The sequence below is a fragment of the Hydrogenophaga taeniospiralis CCUG 15921 genome, assembly GCF_001592305.1.
Taxonomy (GTDB): Bacteria; Pseudomonadota; Gammaproteobacteria; order Burkholderiales; family Burkholderiaceae_C; genus Hydrogenophaga; species Hydrogenophaga taeniospiralis.
On sequence record NZ_BCWR01000006.1, the window covers coordinates 196,252 to 213,484 of the forward strand.

Here is a 17,233-nt window from a genome sequence, read left to right on the forward strand (position 1 = left end):
GGCCAGAACGCATGCCAGGCGGGGCCGATGGCGGGCCCTTGCCGCATTTCGCAGACGCCGCACCGACCCCGTGTAGGGCCAGCCCTACACGGGGGGCCGTTTCAGGGCGTTCTGGGCGCGCGCGCGTGGCGCTCGGCGTACAGCGCGAGCTCCACGTCGTTCTTGGTGCCGGTCTTTTCCAGGATGCGCGCACGGTAAGTGCTCACCGTGTTGGGCGCCAGCCCCAGCTGCGCACCAATTTCGCTCACGGTCTGGCCCTGGGTGAGCAGGCGGTAGACCTGGTGCTCGCGGTGCGACAGGGCTTCGGGCCCGGCCTGGGCGCCGGTCTGGCCCACGGCGGCGGCCAGGGCTTCGGCCGTGGCCTGCGTGAGGAACACCCCGCCCGCGGCCACCTTGCGCACCGCGGCGAGCATGTCGTCGGGGTCGGCGCTTTTGTTGAGGTAGCCCGAGGCGCCCAGGCGGATGCAGCGCACCGCGTACTGCTTCTCGGGGTAGGTGCTGAGCATGAGCACCGGCAGCCTGGGGTGCTCGCGCTTGAGCGCCTGCAGCACGTCCAGCCCGTCCAGCCCGGGCATGGCGATGTCGAGCAGCACCAGGTCGAGCCCGTCGCGCCCCCGCAGCGCGGCCACCTGGCTCAGCACCTCGGGGCCGCTCTGCGCCTCGGACACCACCAGCACATCGGGCGCCTCGGCCAGCACCTGCTTGAGGCCTTCGCGCACGATGCGGTGGTCGTCGCCGATCAGCACACGGATGGTGTCGACGATCACGGCGGGTTCTGCGTTCATTCGGTGGCCTTCGTGTGGTGTGCCGCGGTTCGATCTGGCCTGGGACGGCCCGGTGCGGTGTTCATGGCGTGTCTTGTGTGGGCAGCGCGAGCGTGAGGCACATGCGCGTGCCCCGCCCTGGTGCGCTGTGGATGTCGATGCGGCCGCCGAAGTGCCGCGCGCGCTCGCGCATGCCCATCACGCCGTAGGCGTTGGCCGCCTCGAAGGCCTGGGCGGGCGCGCCCACGCCGTCGTCCTGCACCGCCAGGCTCAGTTCCGCGCCGCTCAGCGCGATGGCCACGCCCAGGTGCCGCGCCCGCGCGTGGCGCCCCACATTGCTGAGCATTTCCTGGAAGATGCGGAACACCGCCATGGCCAGCGGCTCGGGCAGCTCCAGGCTTTCGTCCACCGCCATGCGCCAGTCCAGCGCCAGCTCGGCCGAGGCCACGAACTCCTGCGCCTGCCACTCCAGCGCCGCCCACAGGCCCTGGTGGTCCAGGATGCTGGGGCGCAGATCGGTGATGATGCGACCCACGTTGTCCACCGCGTTCTCGATCAGGCGGCTCATGTTCTGGCACTTGCAACGCATGCGGCTTCGCATGTCTTCGGCCGCGTCGGCGCTGCGCTGCTGCTGCTCGGACAGGCGCTTGTCCATCCAGTTCACGTCCATCTTCAGCGCCACCAGCAGGCTGCCGAGTTCGTCGTGCACCTCGCGCGCGATGCGCGTGCGCTCGTCCTCGCGCACGGTTTCGGACCAGGCCGCGAGCTCGCGCACCTGGCGCAGCGCGGTCTCCAGCGCGCCGGTGCGCTCGCGCACACGCTCTTCCAGCTCGTCCTTGGCGCGCCGCAGCGCGTCGGCCGCGCGCTTGCGCTCGGTGATGTCGACGAAGGTGATCACCGCGCCGCGCACCCGCCCGTCTTCCACGATGGGGTGGCTGGAGTACTCCACCGGAAAGGCCGTGCCGTCGCGGCGCCAGAACACCTCGCTGTCGATGCGGCAGGGCAGGCCCTGGCGAAAGGCGTTGAAGATCGGGCACTCGGCCTCGGGGTAGTGGCCGCCCCCGGCGCGCGAGTGGTGGGTCAGCTCGTGCATGTTGCGCCCCAGCAGCTCCTGGGGTTCGTAGCCGATCATGCGCGCGCCCGCTTCGTTGATGAAGACACAGGCGCCGTCCAGGTCCACGCCGTAGATGCCCTCGCCGGTGGACGCCAGCAGCAGGGCCAGCGGGTCGCGCCAGGCGTCGGCGGCGACCGGGCGCTGGTGCAGGAAGGGGGCATCGACGGTCATGGCGAAGACCTAGCAATCGATGTGCCACACGTGCGCAGCGGCCGCGAGGCGTTCACAATAGGCGCCTTTGCGCTTTGGCGCCTTTCCTCTTCGCGGCCCCACCGCCGCTCCCCATGGCCCTGTTCGACAAACTGTTTGCTGCCCGTCGCAAGTTCGACGCCCCCGAATCGCGGCTGCCCGAAGAGCGGCAGGCGATCGTGGCGGGGTCGGACATCGCGCACGAGGCCGCGCACATGCTGCGCGCCCCCACGGCGCTGATGCAGCTCAGCGAAGCCGAGGCCCTGACGGTGGTGGGCTTCATGCGCCCGCGCCTTTTTCACAACGGCACCACCTTCATCCACCAGGGCGACGCCCGAGACACCGGCTTCATGGTGCTGGTGCTTGACGGCGAGGTGACGGTGGAGTCGATCTCGGTCAGCCGCACCGAGGCGGTGACGCTGCGGGTGCTGGGGCCGGGCAGCCTGATCGGCGAAATGGCGCTGGTCGACGGCGCCGCGCGCTCCGCCTCGTGCACCGCCAGCACCGACGTTCGCTGCGCCGTGCTCACGCGCGACGCGCTCGAAACCCTCATCCGGGAACAGCCCGCCACCGGCGCCAAGCTCATGACCGCCGTGGCCCAGCGCCTGAGCGAGCGCCTGCGCGAAAGTGGCGACAAGCTCCGGCTCTACATCCAGATGGTGCAGGCCATGCAAGAGGAAATCGACCGGCTCCTGCCGGAGGACTGATCCACGCCAGGGCCTGCGCTGGGCCTCAGGTGTTCGGCGCCGTCTTGTGGCTCCAGACCATGGTGATCGCCAGGATGCCCAGCACCACACCGAGCGACACCGCCACCGGGATCTTGAAGACGTCGATCAGCAGCATCTTGCTGCCGATGAAGACCAGGATCACCGCCAGCCCGTAGTTCAGCAGGTGGAAGCGGCTGGCCGCCGCCTGCAGCAGGAAGAACATCGCGCGCAGGCCCAGGATGGCGAACACATTGCTGGTCAGCACGATGAACGGGTCTTTGGTGATGGCGAAGATGGCGGGAATGGAGTCCACCGCGAAGATCACGTCGGTGAGGCCCACGAGCGCGATCACCATCAGCAGCGGCGTGGCGATCCTGCGGCCGTTCTCCAGCGTCCAGAACTTCTCGCCGTCGTACCGCTGGCTCACCGGCAACACCCGGCGCAGCAGCTTCAAGGCAGGGTTGTCGCCCAGGTCGGGCTCCTGGCCGGCGGCCAGCCACATCTTCACGCCCGTGAGCACCAGGAAAGCGCCGAACAGGTAGAGCAGCCAGTGGAACTGCGCCAGCAGCCAGCCGCCCACCAGGATCATCACCGTGCGCAGCACGATGGCGCCCACGATGCCGATCATCAGCACCCGCTTCTGGTAGGCCGCGGGCACGGCGAAGTAGCTGAAGATCAGCAGGAAGACAAAGATGTTGTCCACCGCCAGGCTCTTCTCGATCAGATAGCCGGTCAGGAACTCCAGCGACTTTTCATTCGCCAGCGCGGTCGAGCCCGTGCCGTCCTTCACCGCCCACCAGAGCAGGCCGTTGAACAGAAAGCTCAGGCCCACCCAGATCAGCGACCAGTTGACCGCTTCCTGGATGCCCACGGCGTGGGCGCCCTGCTTCTTGAGCACGACGAAATCGACGAACAGCGCCGCCAGCACGAAGCCGACGAACACCAGCCAGAGCCACAGGGGCGCGATGGTTTCCATGGATGACAAGACCTTTTCAGAACGGACGGTGTTGATGAACAAACACCCTCCAAGGTCTGGCCGAAGCCGGGCATGGCGCCCGACCCGGGGTATCCGGCGGCCGTTTCCAGCTGGATCGGGCCGCGTACTGACGGAAACCCCACCCGCCGGGGCCGGGCTGTGCGTCCGGTGGCGGGCTGGTTACTCCCCTTGATGGGAAGCCGCGATTGTGCAGGCCCGGCCAAAGTCCGTCACCGGGAAGGTTCTTCTGGAAAAAGCAGAAAGTGGTTGCCCGTCACATCCGGTTTCGATTGCTGACAACTTGCCGCTTCATTCCCCTGCGCCCCGGGCGATACAGCCAGAGACCCACCCACGGAAAAGGAGGCGTCAGATGATGTTCACCAACAGCACGGACGAATGGCTGCAGAGGTCGATCTCTGGAACCGCCGGGAAACCGAAGACCTGCTCGCGGCACTGGAGCAACGGCAATCGGTCGGCATGTTCGAGTTTGCGTCCAGCGACGACCGCGAGCGCAGCTTCGTGATGGCCCCCCATACCAACTGCGTTCTGGTCCTGGCCTCGGACACGGCGCGCCTGGCGCTGGCAGAGCGGCTACGCCGCTCCCTGCACGGGGAGTGGGACAGCTGCCTGATGGTCTACATGAACGCGGCCCCGACCTCCGGGGCTGCCGGCACGACCCGGTCCCGCCTGATGTAGCTCAGGCGGCTTCGCGGTAGAAGCCTGCGTTGCGCCCCACCGCCCGCGGCGTCTGGCTCGCCACCGCCTCGTGGATCGCCCCGATGTGCTGCGGCGTGGTCCCGCAGCAGCCGCCCACGATGTTCACCAGGCCCTCGGCGGCGAACTCGCGCAGCAGGCGACTGGTCACGTCCGGCGTTTCGTCGAAGCCGGTGTCGCTCATGGGGTTGGGCAGGCCGGCGTTGGGGTAGCAGCTGATGAAGGTGTCGCCCGCGACCTTGGCCAGCTCCTGGATGTAGGGGCGCATCAGCGTGGCGCCGAGCGCGCAGTTCAGGCCCACGGCCAGCGGCTGGATGTGGCGCACACTGGCCCAGAAGGCGGTGACGGTCTGGCCGCTGAGGATGCGGCCCGAGGCGTCGGTCACGGTGCCGCTGATGATGACGGGCAGGCGTTCGCCGCTGTTCTCGAAATACTCGTCGATGGCGAACAGCGCGGCCTTGGCGTTGAGCGTGTCGAAGATGGTTTCGACCAGCAGCAGGTCGGCACCACCTTCCACCAGCGCTTCCATCTGCTCGTAGTACGCGGCGCGCAGCTGCTCGAAGGTCACGTTGCGGGCGCCAGCGTCGTTCACGTCGGGGCTGATGCTGGCGGTCTTGGGCGTGGGGCCCAGGGCGCCGGCGACGAAGCGGGGCTTGTCGGGTGTGCTGAATTTGTCGCAGGCTTCGCGGGCGATGCGGGCCGAGGCCAGGTTCATCTCACGCGCCAGCGAGGCCATGTCGTAGTCTTCCTGCGCAATCGTCGTGGCGCCGAAGGTGTTGGTTTCGATGATGTCGGCGCCGGCGGCGAGGTAGCCCTCGTGGATGTCGCGGATCACGTCCGGGCGCGTCAGACTCAGCAGCTCGTTGTTGCCCTTCACGTCCTTGTGGAAGTCCTTGAAACGCTCGCCGCGGTACTGCGCCTCGCCCAGCTTGAAGCGCTGAATCATGGTGCCCATGGCACCGTCGAGGATGGCGATGCGTTGCGAGAGGATGGCGGGCAGCGCCTGGGCGCGGGTGTAGACGGGCGTTTTCATGCCCCGATTGTAGGAAGGCACCGGCGCACCCACGAGGCCTGCGGGCTTTGGCTGTGGCGTCAGGGCCCGGCCAGCGCGCCGAGGCGGTAGGTGGCGAGCAGCTGGGTCGCCTCGGGCGAATGGGGCCGGCCCTTGGTTTTGGTCCTGTAGGCCTCCGATGCTTCCTTGCCGCACCAGGGCACGATGACGCTGGGCCGGGTCGGGTGCTCGGGCAGGTAGGCGGTGAGGTCGTAGACCGAGCCGTCGATGGCCATCCAGCAGTCCGTCTCCACCGCATGCCGGGCCACGTCGGCGAGCGTGTAGCGCTTCTCGGTCACCACGGGGGTTTTGGCGGGCGCGGGCGCGGTGGACGTGCCCGTGGCGGCAAACACCGCGACGGCGAGCCAGAAGAGAGCCGTGGCCACCAGAACCAGTTTGCGCATGATGATTCACCTGAAGTCAAAGCATTCGAAATGGATGTGGGATGCGGCCACGCCGCGCTCGCGCAACCGCTGGACGGCCGCCTCCAGCAGGCCGGGGGGGCCGCACAGGTGGCAATGCCGCCCGCGCAGCTCGCCCGCATCGGGCAAGAGCTGGCCGAGATCCGGCGCCGTGTCGCCGGTGTCGACGACCTGCAGGCGTAGCAGGGGCTGCGCCGTGGCCAGCGCGGCAAGCTCGGCCGCGTAGGGCGCGCCCGCGTGGTCGCGGTGCAGGTAGATCAGGTGCACCGGGTGCGCCAGGGGGCCGTTGCGCAGCGCGGCGACAAATGGCGTGATGCCGATGCCCCCCGCCAGCCACAGGCTGGGCCCAGCGCCTTCGGCCAGGAAGCGGCCAAACGGCCCCTGCACGCGGGCTTCGGTGCCGGGCTGGGCCTGCTGCAGCTGCTGGGTGCAGTCGCCCAGGGCTTTGATGCCCAGCACCATGCGGCCGTCGGCGCCCATGGCGCTGATGGTGAAGGGGTGGTATTCGCCGCAGCCCTGGAAGCGCGGGCCGGCCAAAAAGGCGGCCAACACGAACTGCCCGGGCTGTGCGCCCAAGGGACGGGCTAATGGCTGGAGCGTCACCTCGACGGTCGCCGGCGAGAGGTGTTCGACGCCCTGCACCACGTAGGGCTGCGCACCCAGCCCCTGGTCGGCACGGAACACCCGCCACAGCAGCAGCGCCAGTACCAGCGCCGGCACCGCCAGCAGCACGCCGTCCAGCCCCAGCAGCACCAGATGCGCGGCGCCCACGACGACGGACAGCGAGAGCAGGTGGTGCAGCTTGCGCCAGGCGGCGTACGACAGGCGAGGCCACAGCGCGATCAGCAGGCCGGCCATCAGGCACAGCAGCGAAACCCACCCCGACCAGACCGGCCAACCCTGTTGCCACGGCGCGAGCGTGGCCCACGCCAGCGCGGGCGATTCGCCCCAGGCGCTCGCCGCCAGGGCCAGCGGGTGCACCAGCAGCGCCAGGTAGGCCCAGACGCCCAGCCGGTGGTGCCAGCGGTACATGGGCTCCAGGCCACCCAGCCACCGCGCCAGCCACGGTTCGCGAACCATGAGCAGCAGGCTGGTGAGCAACAGGCCACAGCCCACCCAACCCGAGACGATGCCGCCAGCGCGCAGCGGCGGTACATCGGACGGAAAGGCCCAGAACACCAGCGTGCCGACCACCGCCACCCCGATCAGGGGGTTCCACAGGGAGGAAGGGCGAACCGGGCTGCGCATCGGTGGGCCTTAGGGTTGGGCAGCCGGCGGGCGCAGGTGTTCGCAGATATCGCGGCGGCCCGGCTGCAGCGCCTGTCCGCTGGCGCGGGCCCGGGCCTCCATCTGCGCGTGGTGGCGCAACTGGTAGGCGCGGCACTCGGCGAGGTTCGTGAAGGCGCGCACCGTGGCCTGGTGTTCGAGCCGTTCTTTGGGGGTCATGAGCGCCCACCCACGGGTGTTGCGCTCGCTCGCACGCCACGGCCCGGCGGCGCTGGCCGTGCCGACACAGATCAGGAGCAGGAAGAAGAGCGGGCGCATGGTTCCACTTTCAACGAAGCCAGCATCGCAGACGCCTGGATTCTGATCTTGACGCGGCGCAAGAAGACGGCAGATGCCGCCCGGGTTCCGGCTCCGCGGCCGATCCGCTTCCACCCGGTAGGCCCCGGGGATGGCGCACGGAGCATGCCCGACAATAGCCGCCTATGAAACACCTGCTCCCGAAGGAAGCCTGGGCCTGGCTGCAAGCCGAGACCGAGCGCCGCACCGCGCTGGGCCAGGAACCGCCGCTGTTCCTGGACGTGCGCATGGAGATCGAGTCGCTTTACGTGGGCCGCCCGCCCGGCGTGGAGAACATTCCCTGGTACGAATACCCCGACCTCACACCCGACCCGGTGCGCTTCGCCGCCGCCGTGCAGGCCGAAGCGGGCGCCAAGGACCGGCCGATCCTGCTGATCTGCCGCAGCGGCAAGCGCACACAGGACGCGGGCGCCGCGCTGGAAGCGGCCGGCTTCAACGACGTGTCGCACGTGGTGCACGGCTTCGAGGGTGACCTGAACGACGCTTTCAAGCGCTCCAGCCTGAACGGCTGGCGGTACGACGGCCTGCCCTGGGAACAGATGTGAACGGGCTGATCGACATTTCTCCCGACGGCGAAACCCTCGAAGCCTGCGCCGGTGTGCTGCAGGAGGTGTTTGGCTACGACGCCTTCCGGGGCCCGCAGGCCGACATCGTGCGCCACGTGAGCGAGGGCGGCGACGCGCTGGTGCTCATGCCCACGGGCGGCGGCAAGTCGCTGTGTTACCAGATTCCGGCGATCGCGCGCGCGCGCGCCGGCCACGGGCTCACGGTGGTGGTCTCGCCGCTGATCGCGCTGATGCACGACCAGGTGGGCGCCTTGATCGAGGCCGGCGTGTCCGCCGCCTTCCTCAACTCCAGCCTCACGGGCGAGCAGGCCCAGCAGATCGAAAAGCAGATGCTGCGTGGCGAGCTGACCCTGCTCTACGCCGCGCCCGAACGCCTGACCACGCCGCGCTTCCTGGCGCTGCTCGATTCGCTGCACGAGCGCGGCAAGCTCAGCCTGTTCGCCATCGACGAGGCGCACTGCGTGAGCCAGTGGGGCCACGACTTCCGGCCCGAGTACCGCGCGCTGGTGGTGCTGCACGAGCGCTTCGCCGGCGTGCCCCGCGTGGCGCTCACCGCCACCGCCGACGACCTGACGCGCGAAGACATCGTGACGCACCTGCAGCTGCAGGACGCGCGCCGCTTCGTCAGCAGCTTCGACCGACCCAACATCCGCTACACCATCGTCGAGAAGAAGGACGGCTCTGCGCAACTGATGCGCTTCATCCGCGACGAACACACCGGCGCGCAGGGGCACGACGCGGGCATCGTCTACTGCCAGTCGCGCAAGCGGGTGGAGGAAGTGGCGGGCATGCTGAACGACGCGGGCTTCAACGCCCTGCCCTACCACGCCGGCCTGGACGCGGCCCTGCGGCAACGCCACCAGGACCGTTTCCTGCGCGAAGAGGGCCTGATCATGGTGGCCACCATCGCCTTCGGCATGGGCATCGATAAGCCCGACGTGCGCTTCGTGGCCCACCTGGACATGCCCAAGAACATCGAGGGCTACTACCAGGAAACCGGCCGCGCCGGGCGCGACGGCGAGGCCGCCAACGCCTGGATGGTCTATGGCCTGCAGGACGTGGTGAACCAGCGCCGCATGATCGACGAGAGCCCCGCGGCCGACGAGTTCAAGCAGGTGTTGCGCGGCAAGCTCGACGCGCTGCTCACACTCGCCGAGGCCAGCGACTGCCGGCGCATGCGCCTGCTGTCCTACTTCGGCGAAGCCAGCACGCCCTGCGGCAACTGCGACAACTGCATTTCACCGCCCGCGCTGGACGACGCCACCGAGTCCGCGCGCAAGCTGCTCTCGTGCATCTACCGCGTGCAGCAGTCCAGCGGCATGGCGTTTGGCGCCGGCCACCTCATGGATATCCTGCGCGGCAAGGTGACGGAGAAGGTCACGCAGTACGGCCACGACAAGCTCAGCACCTTCGGCATCGGCGCCGACCTGAGCGAGACGCAGTGGCGCGCGCTGATGCGTCAGCTGATCGCGCGCGAGGCCATCCACGTGGACTCGGCCCACTTCAACACCCTGCACCTGGCCGACGCGGCGCGCGCCATCCTCAAGGGCGAGAGCCAGGTCTGGCTGCGCCAGCTGAGCGAGAAGAAGGCCTCGTCGCGCAGCAAGAGCGGGCGCGCCAGCCAGACCGCGCGGGCGCCGGACGGCCAGCCGCTCAGCCTGTCCGAACGCGACTGCCTGGACGCGCTCAAGGCCTGGCGTGGCGAGGTGGCGCGCGAACACAACCTGCCGGCCTTCGTGATCTTCCACGACAGCACGCTGCGCGCCATCGCCGCACAGAAGCCCCGCACGCTGGCCGATCTGGACGGCATTGCCGGTCTGGGCCAGAAAAAGCGCGAAGCCTACGGCGCGGACGTGCTGCGGGTGGTGAGTGCTTTCGATTGAGCGGCAACGGCCCGCAGCGGCCGTTGTGTCAACCATCGTCTGAAGCCCGGGAAGCGACCCGACCACTCGTCGGGCGCGGCCGTGTTTTCGGGCAGCGCGAGCTCAAGGCGGGGCGCCGTTTGCCGATGTTTACGGTGAGCCCGGAAATATCACGTCGGGCAACCGAACACCCTGCGATGGAGCCCACCATGTTTTTCAAACTGCCCTGGTTCAACAGCCACAAGGCCCGACGCGACGAGAAGTACCACGACACGCAAGTGCTCGAAATGGACTTTCTCGTGGACGAGTTTCACGATGCGATGGCGGACATCCAGGACCCGATGCGCACCCGACTGCACGCCGCGCTGATCTCGTGCGAGAACCCCAAGGACCTGTGGTTCCTGCGCGGCAAGCTGTTCAACCTGATCTCCAAGCACCACTGCGAGTTCGTGGCGAACGAGCGCGTGGCCCGCCTCGACCAGAAGCTGCGCTTTTTCGTGGGCCACCACCCGGACCATTCGCCGGAAGAGCTGCCGTCGGGGCCCATGGCGCTGATGCACTGAGCCGGCGCACCGCCCCGGCCTTCGTGAGTCTCCCGCCGCCCGGTTTTCCGGGCGGTTTTTTTTGGCCCTAGAGATCCAGCACCAGCCGGGCGCTGCGTGCGCGGGAACAGCAGGGCAGGAACTGGTCGTTGGCGGCCTGTTCTTCGGGGGTGAGGTAGTGGTCGCGGTGGTCGGGCTGCCCGCTCTTGACCCGCGTGAGGCAGGTGCCGCACACGCCCTGCTCGCAGGACATGGGAATGTCCAGACCGGCGTCGAGCAGGGCCTGCAGGGCGGTGGTGTCGGCCCGCACCGGGATCACCCGCCCGCTGCTGGCGATTTCGATGTCAAAGGCGGCGTCCTGGTCGCTCGCCACGGGCGCGGCGCCGAAGAACTCGTAGTGCAGGCGCTCCTCGGGCCAGCCCCCGGCGCGCGCCGCGCCCAGCACCGCGTCCATGAAACCTTGCGGCCCGCACACATAGAGGTGGGTGCCGGCGTCGCAGGTGCCCAGCAGGGCCGGGATGTCCAGCTTCTGCGCGGCGTCGCCATCGTCGTGGTGCAGCCGCACCCGGCTGGCATAGGCCGCCGCGCCCAGGCGCTCGACGAACGCGGTGCGCTCGCGCGAGCGGGTGCAGTAGTGCAGTTCGAAGGCCGCACCCTGCGCGCTCAGGGCCTCGGCCATGGCCAGCATGGGGGTGACGCCGATGCCGCCGGCCAGCAGCAAATGCCGCTGCGCCTGGGGGGCCAGCGGGAAGTGGTTCTTCGGCGCGCTGATGGTCAGCACGTCGCCCTCGTGCACGGCCGCGTGCACGGCCTGCGAGCCACCGCGCGACTGGGCGTCGCGCAGCACCGCGATCTGGTAGCGCTGCGTCTGGCCCGGCGCGTTGCACAGCGAGTACTGACGCACCAGCCCGCCGGGCAGGTGCACGTCGAGGTGCGCGCCCGCGGTGAACGCCGGCAGGGGCTGGCCCTGGGGGTGCTCGAGTTCGAGGCTGCAGATGTCCTGGGCTTCCTGGCGCTTGCGCGCCACGCGCACCGCGAGCGTGTCGCCGGAAGTGGTCACTGGACTACCCTCCGCGCTGCGCACTGCGGGGCTGAGCGCCTTCGGATCGGCCGGGCGGTGCTCATGGGGTTTGCGCCGCTGGCGCGGCGCCCTCCCGTTCGGCCGCGATCACCCGGTCGATCACGCGGCGCGACTGCACGCCACCGGCGTCGATGTTGAGCTTGAGCAGCCCGCGCTGCGGCCAGGTCAGCAGGTTGGCCTGCTGGCGCTCCAGCATCTCCAGGTCTTCCGCGAAGATCTTGCCCTGCCCCTCGCGGATCTGCGCGGTGAGCGCCTTGTCCTGCGGGTTGAACTGGCGCGCCATGCCCCAGAAGTAGTGCATCGAGGTGTCGGTCTCGGGCGTGATGAAGTCCACCACCACGCTGTAGACCTTGTGCTCCTTGGGCGCGTTGTAGCCACCGTGGCCGGCGTGGGCCACGCCCACTTCGATCATCACGTGGCTGGGCGGCGTGAAGCGGCAGATCTGCCAGCGGTCCACCGGCACGTCGTCGGCCAAGTGGTTGGCGCGCAGGGCCATCTTCCAGAACGGCGGCGCCATGATGTTTTCCATGTAGCGGCTGGTGATCACGGTGTCGCCCTCGACCACGGTCTTGCACGGCGTCTCGTCGATTTCTTTCTGGCCGATGCTGGTGGAGTGCACATAGGTCTCGTGCGTCAGGTCCATCAGGTTGTCGACCATCAGCCGGTAGTCGGCCTTGACGTGGTACAGACCACCGCCATAGGCCCACTCGGGGTTGTCGTACCAGGCCATGTGGGGGATCAGGGCCGGGTCGGCGAGCGCGGCGTCGCCGGGCCAGACCCAGATGAAGCCGTAGCGCTCCTGCACCGGGTAGCTCTTGATGGCCGGGAAGCCGCCCACGCGCTGGCCGGGCATGGCCACGGTCTTGCCGTTGCAGCCCATTTCCAGGCCGTGGTAGCCGCAGACCAGCTTGCCTTCGCTGACATAGCCCAGCGAGAGCGGCGCGCCCCGGTGCGGGCAGAAGTCTTCCACCGCCGCCACTTCGTTGGCGGCCACGCGGTAGAACGCGATGCGCTCGTTGCAGATGGTGCGGCCCAGCGGCTTCACGTCGATCTCGTCGGGCGTGCAGGCCACGTACCAGGTGTTTTTCGGGAACATGAGGGTGTCTCCTTGTTCAGTATGCTGAATGTGATTCATTGTACTGAATGAATGGCCGCGGACACAAGCGATCCGGGCTCGGGTTAACCCTGAGCGGTGTCGCCGTCCGTCGGGTCGTTGAGCTGCACGAACTTGCGCAGCAGGCGCAGGAATTCGGCCTGTTCACCCGGCGTGAGCGAGCCCAGCAACTGGCTGTACATGGGGTTGACCTTGGGCAGCATGGCGTCGAGCACCGCCTGGCCCTCGGGCGTGAGCAGCAGGCGGCGCTGGCGCCGCGCCATCAGCTCGCGCACGATCCAGCCCTTGCCTTCGAGGCGCGCGGCGATGTCGGCGGTGGTGGAGGTGTCGAGGGCCACGCGCTGCGCCAGCGTGACCTGGTCGATACCCGGCTCGTCCTGCAGGGCGCGCAGGATGGCGTATTGCACGGGCGTGATCTGGCGCCCGTGCGTTTCGTGAAAGGTGGACACCGCGATCTGGTGCGCGCGGCGCATCAGGTGACCGGGCTCGTTGAAGAGTTCGATGACCTCGGTGGGTGTTCTGGCATTCATGGCGAGGGCGGGCGGGTCGAAACGGGTCGGCGGACTATAAACCGCGCGCTGCGCGGCACCCCTGTTGTCGCCTGGATGGCGAGTCCGTATCAGCTGTCGAGGAAGCCGATGCCACGCGCCTCCCGCACCTCGGGTTTGATGCGGTGCTCGGCTTCGAGCTGGGCCATGAACTCGTCCGCGCCAAGCTCGGCCGCCAGGATCTCCATCTGGCGTTTGACGGCCGCGAAATCGCCCGGGCAGAGCTGGTCGAGCCGGGCCAGCCGCGCGGCCAGCGCCGCGTCCAGCCGCGACGCATCGCCCCCCAGCGCTTCGACCACGAACATGGTCTCGCGCTGCGCCGCGGTGAGCGGCTTGAAGCGGATCTTGAAAGTGAAGCGCCGCAGCGCCGCCTGATCGATGCTGTCCATCAGGTTGGTGGTGCAGATGAAAACACCCGCGAAGCGCTCCATGCCCTGCAGCATCTCGTTGACCTCGGTCACCTCGTAGGTGCGCTGGGCGCCGCGGCGGTCCTGCAGGAAGCTGTCGGCCTCGTCGAGCAGCAGCACAGCTTTTTCGGCCTCGGCTTCGCGGAACATCGCGGCCATCTGCTGCTCGGTCTCGCCCACGAACTTGCTCACCAGATCGCTGGCGCGGCGGATCATGAGCGGGCGCTCCAGCTGCTGGGCGATGTACTCGGCCAGAGCGGTCTTGCCGGTGCCGGGCGCGCCGTGGAAACACAGGCAACCATGGCCCCGCGCCTTGAGCGCGCCGATGATGCGCGCGGGCTCGTAGCGCGACTCGACGTTGAGCATGTCCAGGCTGTACTGCGTCACGCTGGGGCGCTGCACCGTATCGGGGGCGCGGCCCAGCGCGAGGTCGGCATTCTTGAGCTGGCGCTCGATCAGGTCGTCGAGCAGGGCCGGGCCCGCGCCTTTCGCCGGGGCTTTGGCCAAACGCCGGGCCGCCGCCTTGGCCGGGTGCACCGCCAGCTGGGCGAAGCGCACCGCGGTGCGGATCTGCGCGGGCGTGAGGCCCTTGCGCTCGGCGAGCCGGCCCACCAGGGCGTCGGACACCGGCACGTCTTCCAGCGTCTTGCGCACCAGCTGTTCGCGTGCGCCGGGCGGCGGGCTCTTGAGCTCCAGGTGGTAGGCGAAGCGGCGGCGGAACGCCGGGTCGATCTGCTCGATGCGGTTGGTGACCCACAGCGTGGGCACGGCGTTGGTCTCCAGGATCTGGTTCACCCAGGCCTTGCCGCTGACGCTGCCGGTGTGGGGCGCGCTCACGTGTTCGGCGCGCGCCATGAGCTGCGCCGCCTCGCTGGAGATGGGCGGGAACACGTCTTCCACCTCGTCGAACAGCAGCGCCGAGTGCGCCGTGCCCTTGAGGAACACCTGGGCGATCTGCAGCGAGCGGTAGCGGTCGCGGCCCGAGAGCGCGTTGCCGTCGCGGTCGGCGTACTCCACCTCGAACAGCTCCAGCCCGGCGGCCTGCGCCACCACGCGCGCCAGCTCGGTCTTGCCGGTGCCGGGCGGCCCGTAGAGCAGGACGTTGACGCCCGGCTCCTTGCGCGCCACGGCCTCGCGCAGCAGGCCCGAGAGCAGGCGCACGTCCTCGCCCACGAATTCGAAGTCCTTTTCGCTGAGCGCCGAGCGCGCGGCCGGCCGGGTGAACACCGCCATGAGCTCGCTTTGCGTGCGGTACTCGCGCATCAGCACCGGGGGCAGCTTCTCGCTGACCTTCATGAGGTCGGCCAGGTCGGTGATGTTGTGCTCGGAGATCAGGTTTTCCACCATGCCGATGCGCTCCAGCCGCGAGCCCGCGCGCAGCGCCTCGCCGACTTCGCTGGCTTTCACGCCGGCCACGTCGGCAATGGCCGCATAGGCCTCGGGTGCGTTGTTCACCTTGAACTCGACCAGGATGGAGCGCAGGTCGCGCTGGTAGCGCGCCAGCGTGCCATACAGCAGCAGCGCGCGCTCGGCGCGGTTGAGCTGCAGCAGGCCGGCCAGGGCGTCGATGTTCTTTTCCACCAGGGTGGACTGTTTCTTGAGCGACTGGCTCAGCCAGTCACCGGTCACGGCGAGCACCGCCAGCAGGTCCTTGGGCGACTCCTTGGCGTATTCGTCGAGGTAGAAGAACAGCGTGCCCTCTTCGTAGGGGCCGCGCCAGACGCCGTAGCGCTCCATGAACGCGCCCATGGCCAGGCGGTCGTGCCCGCTCCAGAGCTCATTGTCCTTGCAGCGGCGTTCCAGGAACTCGCGCAGGCGCGCCAGCACGGTCAGCGGCCAGACCAGGTGCCGCCCCGCCAGCGACAGCAGGGTGTTGAGGTCGCGGCGCACGTTGAAGCGCGGTCCCTGGCGCGCGGCCAGGGTGAGCACGAAATGCGAACACATGAGGTCGAGCACCGGCGCCTGGCGCAAGCCATGCGGCACGAACACGCGCCCTTCGCGGGCGTCGGGCACGCCGCGCACCATCGGCGCCGCGTGCTCCCCCGTGCGTTTGTTCATCCGGTCACCTCCAGACGGCGTTCCATTCCAGCGATGCGATACCGGGGACCCCCGGCATTCAAGCGGACCATAACCCAGCTTGATCTTTCATGGAAGAGCGTGATGGAGCGCGTTCGTGCAATTTATCGGGCTTTCCCCAAAGCCATTTAGTGCTAACGACAGGCCACAATCGCCCCATGCTGGAACGACACGATATTGAAGCCGCCGCGCAACGGCTGACCGGGCAGGTGCTGGACACCCCCTGCGTCGAATCGCGCACCCTTTCGCAGCTCACCGGCTGTCAGGTGTTCCTCAAGTTCGAGAACCTGCAGTACACCGCCTCGTTCAAGGAACGCGGCGCCTGCAACAAGCTCGTGCAGCTGACGCCCGAGGAGCGCGCGCGCGGCGTGGTCGCCATGAGCGCGGGCAACCACGCCCAGGGCGTGGCCTACCACGCGCAGCGCCTGGGCCTGCGCGCGGTCATCGTCATGCCCCGCTTCACGCCCGGCGTGAAGGTCGAGCGCACGCGCGGCTTCGGCGCCGAGGTGGTGCTGCACGGCGACACGCTCGACGAAGCCCGCGCCCACGCCCGGGAGCTCTCCGCCAACGAGGGCCTGGTGTTCGTGCACCCCTACGACGACGAGGCCATCATCGCCGGCCAGGGCACGGTGGCGCTGGAGATGCTGCGCGTGCAGCCCGATCTGGACTGCCTGGTGGTGGCGATCGGCGGCGGCGGGCTGATCGCGGGCATGGCCACGGCCGCCAAGGCGATCCGGCCCGGCATCGAGGTCATCGGCGTGCAGACCGAACGTTTCCCCTCCATGTACAACGCCATCAAGGGCACGCACCTGCCCATGGGCGTGAGCACGATCGCCGAGGGCATCGCCGTGGCCTCACCCGGCCAGATCACCCAGGCCATCGTGCGGAACCAGGTGGACGACCTGCTGCTGGTCGACGAGGGCGACATCGAGCAGGCAATCGTGATGCTGCTCGAAATTGAAAAGACCCTGGTCGAGGGCGCGGGTTCGGCCGGACTGGCCGCGCTCCTCAAACACCCGCAACGCTTCGCGGGCAAGAAGGTGGGCCTGGTGCTCAGCGGCGGCAACATCGACCCGCTGCTGCTGGCCTCCATCATCGAACGTGGCATGGTGCGCGCCGGCCGGCTCGCGCGCATCCAGGTCAATGCACGCGACGTGCCGGGCAACCTGGCGCGCATCACCGCCATCGTGGCCGAGGCCGGCGCCAACATCGACGAGGTGCACCACCAGCGCGCCTTCACCCTGCTGGCGGCTCAGAACGTGGCGGTTGAACTGGTGCTGCAGACCCGCGGGCGCGAGCACATCGCCGAGGTGATCCGGCAGTTGCAGGCGCACGGCTTCGAGGCGGCGCTGGTCTGACGCAGCGGCCCCCAGACAAGCGGAATTGAACATCACCAGAAGCGATGCCGCACCGGCCATCGGCGGCCAGCGCTTCGCGGTTCGTGCGTCCGTCGCCATCGGTGCTCCACATCCGCCGCCGATCGTGTAACGAGATGTGGAGCCGCCCTCCAGAGGTT

17 protein-coding genes are annotated in these 17,233 nt (G+C 68.8%); 6 read left to right on the plus strand and 11 right to left on the minus strand.

The window, feature by feature from the left end; genetic code table 11:
- Positions 1-101: 101 nt before the first annotated feature.
- Complete coding sequence (locus HTA01S_RS09980) at positions 102-785, minus strand: response regulator transcription factor (RefSeq protein WP_068170194.1); 684 nt, start codon at positions 783-785, stop codon at positions 102-104.
- A gap of 61 nt (positions 786-846) precedes the next feature.
- A complete protein-coding gene (locus HTA01S_RS09985) occupies positions 847-2,049 on the minus strand; it encodes a sensor histidine kinase (protein ID WP_068170197.1) in 1,203 nt (400 codons plus the stop codon).
- Between the two features lie 113 nt (positions 2,050-2,162).
- Between HTA01S_RS09985 and HTA01S_RS09990 the strand changes: the two genes are divergently transcribed.
- Positions 2,163-2,774 (plus strand): cyclic nucleotide-binding domain-containing protein, encoded by a 612-nt coding sequence (locus HTA01S_RS09990; RefSeq protein ID WP_068170199.1) that lies wholly within the window; start codon positions 2,163-2,165, stop codon positions 2,772-2,774.
- Between the two features lie 25 nt (positions 2,775-2,799).
- Here HTA01S_RS09990 and HTA01S_RS09995 read toward each other — a convergent pair whose 3' ends face one another.
- Complete coding sequence (locus HTA01S_RS09995) at positions 2,800-3,750, minus strand: TerC family protein (RefSeq protein ID WP_068170202.1); 951 nt, start codon at positions 3,748-3,750, stop codon at positions 2,800-2,802.
- A 396-nt stretch (positions 3,751-4,146) separates the two neighbouring features.
- Here HTA01S_RS09995 and HTA01S_RS10000 point away from each other — a divergent pair, with 396 nt between their 5' ends.
- A complete protein-coding gene (locus HTA01S_RS10000) occupies positions 4,147-4,446 on the plus strand; it encodes a hypothetical protein (RefSeq protein WP_068170207.1) in 300 nt (99 codons plus the stop codon).
- A gap of 1 nt (position 4,447) precedes the next feature.
- Here the strand turns inward: HTA01S_RS10000 and HTA01S_RS10005 are convergent, their stop codons facing one another.
- From HTA01S_RS10005 to HTA01S_RS10020, 4 genes are read right to left on the minus strand one after another with little or no spacing between them, the layout of a single operon-like run.
- Entirely contained in the window at positions 4,448-5,497 is a 1,050-nt protein-coding gene (locus tag HTA01S_RS10005; protein ID WP_068170213.1) for a homocysteine S-methyltransferase family protein, read from the minus strand.
- A 59-nt stretch (positions 5,498-5,556) separates the two neighbouring features.
- Positions 5,557-5,919, minus strand: a complete 363-nt coding sequence (locus HTA01S_RS10010) for a cytochrome b5 domain-containing protein (RefSeq protein WP_245638051.1) — start codon at positions 5,917-5,919, stop codon at positions 5,557-5,559.
- Between the two features lie 6 nt (positions 5,920-5,925).
- A complete protein-coding gene (locus HTA01S_RS10015) occupies positions 5,926-7,185 on the minus strand; it encodes a ferric reductase-like transmembrane domain-containing protein (RefSeq protein ID WP_068170218.1) in 1,260 nt (419 codons plus the stop codon).
- A 9-nt stretch (positions 7,186-7,194) separates the two neighbouring features.
- A complete protein-coding gene (locus tag HTA01S_RS10020) occupies positions 7,195-7,482 on the minus strand; it encodes a hypothetical protein (protein WP_068170221.1) in 288 nt (95 codons plus the stop codon).
- 164 nt (positions 7,483-7,646) lie between these two features.
- Here HTA01S_RS10020 and HTA01S_RS10025 point away from each other — a divergent pair, with 164 nt between their 5' ends.
- The 3 genes from HTA01S_RS10025 to HTA01S_RS10035 all read left to right on the plus strand — a co-directional run bounded on the left by HTA01S_RS10025 (position 7,647) and on the right by HTA01S_RS10035 (position 10,512).
- Positions 7,647-8,066, plus strand: coding sequence for a rhodanese-like domain-containing protein (locus tag HTA01S_RS10025; RefSeq protein ID WP_084235999.1), 420 nt, complete (start codon positions 7,647-7,649; stop codon positions 8,064-8,066).
- Positions 8,063-9,970, plus strand: coding sequence for a DNA helicase RecQ (recQ, locus tag HTA01S_RS10030; RefSeq protein WP_407656100.1), 1,908 nt, complete (start codon positions 8,063-8,065; stop codon positions 9,968-9,970). The genes HTA01S_RS10025 and recQ overlap by 4 nt, the downstream gene beginning before the upstream one ends.
- A 188-nt stretch (positions 9,971-10,158) precedes the next feature.
- Positions 10,159-10,512 (plus strand): hypothetical protein, encoded by a 354-nt coding sequence (locus HTA01S_RS10035; RefSeq protein ID WP_157572046.1) that lies wholly within the window; start codon positions 10,159-10,161, stop codon positions 10,510-10,512.
- 67 nt (positions 10,513-10,579) lie between these two features.
- On the opposite strand, the gene HTA01S_RS10040 is transcribed toward HTA01S_RS10035, so the two are convergent.
- From HTA01S_RS10040 to HTA01S_RS10055, 4 genes are all read right to left on the minus strand, one after another.
- Positions 10,580-11,551, minus strand: a complete 972-nt coding sequence (locus HTA01S_RS10040) for a PDR/VanB family oxidoreductase (protein WP_068170227.1) — start codon at positions 11,549-11,551, stop codon at positions 10,580-10,582.
- A 61-nt stretch (positions 11,552-11,612) separates the two neighbouring features.
- A complete protein-coding gene (locus HTA01S_RS10045) occupies positions 11,613-12,668 on the minus strand; it encodes an aromatic ring-hydroxylating oxygenase subunit alpha (RefSeq protein WP_068170231.1) in 1,056 nt (351 codons plus the stop codon).
- Positions 12,669-12,751: 83 nt separating this feature from the next.
- Positions 12,752-13,216 carry a MarR family winged helix-turn-helix transcriptional regulator gene (locus tag HTA01S_RS10050; RefSeq protein WP_068170233.1) on the minus strand — a complete coding sequence of 155 codons (465 nt, stop codon included), beginning with the start codon at positions 13,214-13,216 and terminating at the stop codon, positions 12,752-12,754.
- An 89-nt stretch (positions 13,217-13,305) separates the two neighbouring features.
- Positions 13,306-15,699, minus strand: a complete 2,394-nt coding sequence (locus HTA01S_RS10055; RefSeq protein WP_407656101.1) for an ATP-binding protein — start codon at positions 15,697-15,699, stop codon at positions 13,306-13,308.
- A 176-nt stretch (positions 15,700-15,875) separates the two neighbouring features.
- Between HTA01S_RS10055 and HTA01S_RS10060 the strand changes: the two genes are divergently transcribed.
- Complete coding sequence (locus tag HTA01S_RS10060) at positions 15,876-17,075, plus strand: threonine ammonia-lyase (RefSeq protein ID WP_068170236.1); 1,200 nt, start codon at positions 15,876-15,878, stop codon at positions 17,073-17,075.
- The last annotated feature ends 158 nt before the right edge of the window (positions 17,076-17,233 follow it).